3 protein-coding genes are annotated in these 3,171 nt (G+C 71.2%); 1 reads left to right on the top strand and 2 read right to left on the bottom strand.

Annotated features, from left to right (window positions below; genetic code table 11):
• A partial coding sequence (locus VR44_RS10335; protein ID WP_211275046.1) for a formylglycine-generating enzyme family protein occupies positions 1-425 on the top strand: 425 nt, incomplete at its 5' end.
• 28 nt (positions 426-453) lie between these two features.
• Here the strand turns inward: VR44_RS10335 and VR44_RS10330 are convergent.
• Entirely contained in the window at positions 454-2,811 is a 2,358-nt protein-coding gene (locus VR44_RS10330) for an arylsulfatase (protein WP_045947123.1), read from the bottom strand.
• On the bottom strand, positions 2,808-3,171 hold a 364-nt coding region (locus VR44_RS10325), incomplete at its 5' end, for an ABC transporter ATP-binding protein (RefSeq protein ID WP_169790995.1). The genes VR44_RS10325 and VR44_RS10330, both read right to left, overlap by 4 nt.

Here is a 3,171-nt window from a genome sequence, read left to right as displayed (position 1 = left end):
GGTACAGACTGCCCACAGAAGCCGAGTGGGAGTACGCCTGCCGCGCCGGGACCACGGGACCGCGGTACGGCCCCCTCGACGAGATCGCCTGGTATCGAGGCAACTCGACCGAGCGCATCCGTGAAGCGTGCGGCAAACGGCCCAATCCCTGGGGCCTTCACGACACGCTCGGCAATGTGTGGGAGTGGTGCTGGGACATCTACGACGCCGAGGTCTACGGCACCTACCGGGTGCTGCGAGGCGGTGGCTGGTTCGACGAGCACTGGAGCTGCAGGGCCTCCGTCCGACGCCGTAGCCACCCGACCTTCCGGGTCGACGACGTCGGATTCCGCATCGCGCGTGGCCGTGTGGGCGGACAGCACGTGCCGGGCCCGGAACCCCGCAGCCCGCGGGAACCGGACCCGGTCCCGCGGGCGGGGTGCTGAGGAGCCGGCGCGTGCGTCCGTCCGTCCGTCATTCGAAGGCGGCGGCCGCCTCCCGAAGGGCTCGGGCCACCAGCGCCGGGTCATAGGGCGCCTGTTCACCGGGGGTGTACGTCACCGAGCGCAGGCGGCCGGTGTAGCGGAAGCTGCGGTGGCGCTCGTACACCGGCCAGGAGACCGGGGACTTGCGGTCCACCCCTACGCTGATCCCCTGGAGCGGCGCCATGCCGATCAGCTGGTGGACGCTGGGCGAGCGGCCGGTCTCCACCCCGTCGACCAGGATGCGGAACTCCCAGCGCAGACCCTCCGCCGCGGCGGCCGACAGCGTGACCGTCCGCCGGCCCGCGGGCAGCGGGCCGGCGTCGGTCTCGTGCAGCTCGCCGTACTCGTTGTACGCGAAGCGCAGCCGCCCCTCCTCCACGTACAGGCTGTAGCCGCCGCCCTGGTCGCCGTGCGAGACCAGCACGCCCTGGTCCGAGGCGGCGTGCTCGTCGAGTTCGACGGTGACGTCGAAGGACCGGAACGAGATGAGCCGGGAGGAGCGGTAGCGCTCCAGCTCGGGAGTGCCCGCCAGCAGGGTCAGCGGGCGGTGGAACCGCTCCTCCGCGGGGTTGCGCCGGGCCAGTGCGCCGCTGCCGTCGGCCAGGGGGAAGACACCATTGCGCCAGGCCGCCGCTTCCCACGCCGCGGCGAGCTCCTTCACCACCTCCGGGTGTGCCTCGGCGACGTCGGTGGTTTCGGTGGGGTCGGTGCGCAGGTCGTACAGCGCCCACTCGCCGTCGTCGTACGGCGTGCCCGGGCGGTGCAGCGTGACCAGCTTCCAGCCGTCGCGGTAGTAGCTGCGGTTGCCGGACATCTCGCAGTACTGCTCGGTGTGGGAGCCGGGAGTCCGCCCGTCGCGCAGGACCGGAACGAAGCTGACGCCGTCCAGCTCCTGGGCGGGCCGCGAGCGCCACAGCTCCGGGCGGCGCACGCCGGCGAGTTCCAGCAGGGTGGGGGTGATGTCGGTGACGTACTGGTACTGCTGCCGGACCCCGGGGTCGTCCGCGGCCCGCCGCAGCCCCTCGGGCCAGGAGATGACGAACGGCACGCGCACGCCGCCGGCGTAGGTCTGGCCCTTGTAGAGCCGGAACGGGGTGTTGGAGGCCATGCCCCAGCCGCGCGGGTAGTGCACCAGGCTCTGCGGACCGCCGATGAGGTCGGTGTCCCGGTCCACGTCCTCGTTCCAGTCGTCCGGGACGGGCTGGTGGACGAAGCGGCTGAAGTAGCTGCGCGTTCCCTCGGCGCCGCCTTCGCCGGTGCCACCGTTGTCGGAGGTGAAGACGACGATGGTGTTGTCGAGTTCGCCGAGTGCGCGAAGGGTGTCGGTGAGCCGTCCGAGGTTCTGGTCGATGTTGTCGACCATGGCCGCGTAGACCTCCATGTAACGGGCGTAACGGCGTTGCTGTTGGGGCGTCAGCTCGTCCCAGGGGCCTACGTCGAAGCCCGCCTCGGAGTTGCGTTCCGGCAGGGGGGTCCCCTCGGGGAACAGACCGTCGGCGATCTGCCGGGCGAAGCGGGTGTCGCGCAGGGCGTCCCAGCCTCCGTCGTAGCGTCCGCGATGGCGTTCGATGTCGGCGGGCTTGGCCTGGAGGGGGCCGTGGACCGCGTTGTGGGCGACGTACAGGAAGAACGGCTTGTCGGGGTCGTGCGCGCGCAGTGACTTGACCATGGAGATGGCCTGGTCGGTGATGTCGTCGGTGTAGTAGTAGCCGTCGGGCAGTTCGTCGATGTCCAGCGGGCTGTTGTCGCGGACCAGCTGGTGCGGATGGAAGAGGCTGGTCAGGCCCTCCAGTACGCCGTAGTACTGGTCGAAGCCCTTCTGCAGCGGCCAGTTGCGCCGGTCGTCGGCGGCGTTGGACGCCGAGTCGCGGGTCAGGTGCCACTTGCCGACGGCGTAGGTGGCGTAGCCCGCGTCGTGGAGGACCTCGGCCAAGGTGGGGATGTCCTCCCCGACTTCCATGCCGTATCCGGGGAAACCGGGGTCGAAGTTGGCGACCGTCGAGTATCCGACGCGGTGCGGGTTGAGACCCGTGAGCAGGGCGGCACGGGCGGGGGAGCAGAGCGGCATGGTGTGGTAGTTGGCCAGGCGCACGCCGCTCGCGGCCAGGCCGTCGAGTACGGGGGTGGGGACCTCCGAGCCGAACGGGCCGATGTCGCTGTAGCCCATGTCGTCGACCAGGACCACGACGACGTTCGGGGCACGGCCTCCGGGTCGGCGCGCGGGCTGCCAGGAGGGCTCGGACTCGGCGAAGGTGCGGCCGACCCGTCCGGCGAAGCCGGCGTAGGGATCACGACGGTTCGGCGTGGCCGTAGTGGCGGGGGTGGCCGGGGTGGCGGGGCTGGTCACGTGTGGACCTCCTTGGGAGAGGACGGAGGAGAGGACGGAGGAGAGGACGGGGCGGTCCTGGGCACGGACCCGAGGAGGGCGCGGGTATAGGGGTGTGCCGGGCGGGTGCAGACCTCGTCGGCGGGGCCGGTCTCGACCACCTGGCCGCGGTGCATCACGGCGATGCGGTGACTGATCTGCCGCACCACTGCGAGGTCGTGGGCGATGAACAACAGGGCCAGCCCGAGGTCGCGTTGCAGGTCGGTGAGGAGATTGACGACCTGCGCCTGGACGGAGACGTCGAGCGCGGAGACGGGCTCGTCGCAGATGAGGACCGACGGCTCGGGGGCCAGCGCCCGGGCGATGCCGATGCGCTGGCGC

Origin of the sequence: Streptomyces katrae (genome assembly GCF_000966975.1) — a bacterium.
GTDB classification, from domain to species: Bacteria; Actinomycetota; Actinomycetes; order Streptomycetales; family Streptomycetaceae; genus Streptomyces; species Streptomyces katrae.
The sequence above is the reverse complement of the archived record's forward strand: the minus strand, read 5'-3'. Positions and strand labels throughout refer to the sequence as shown.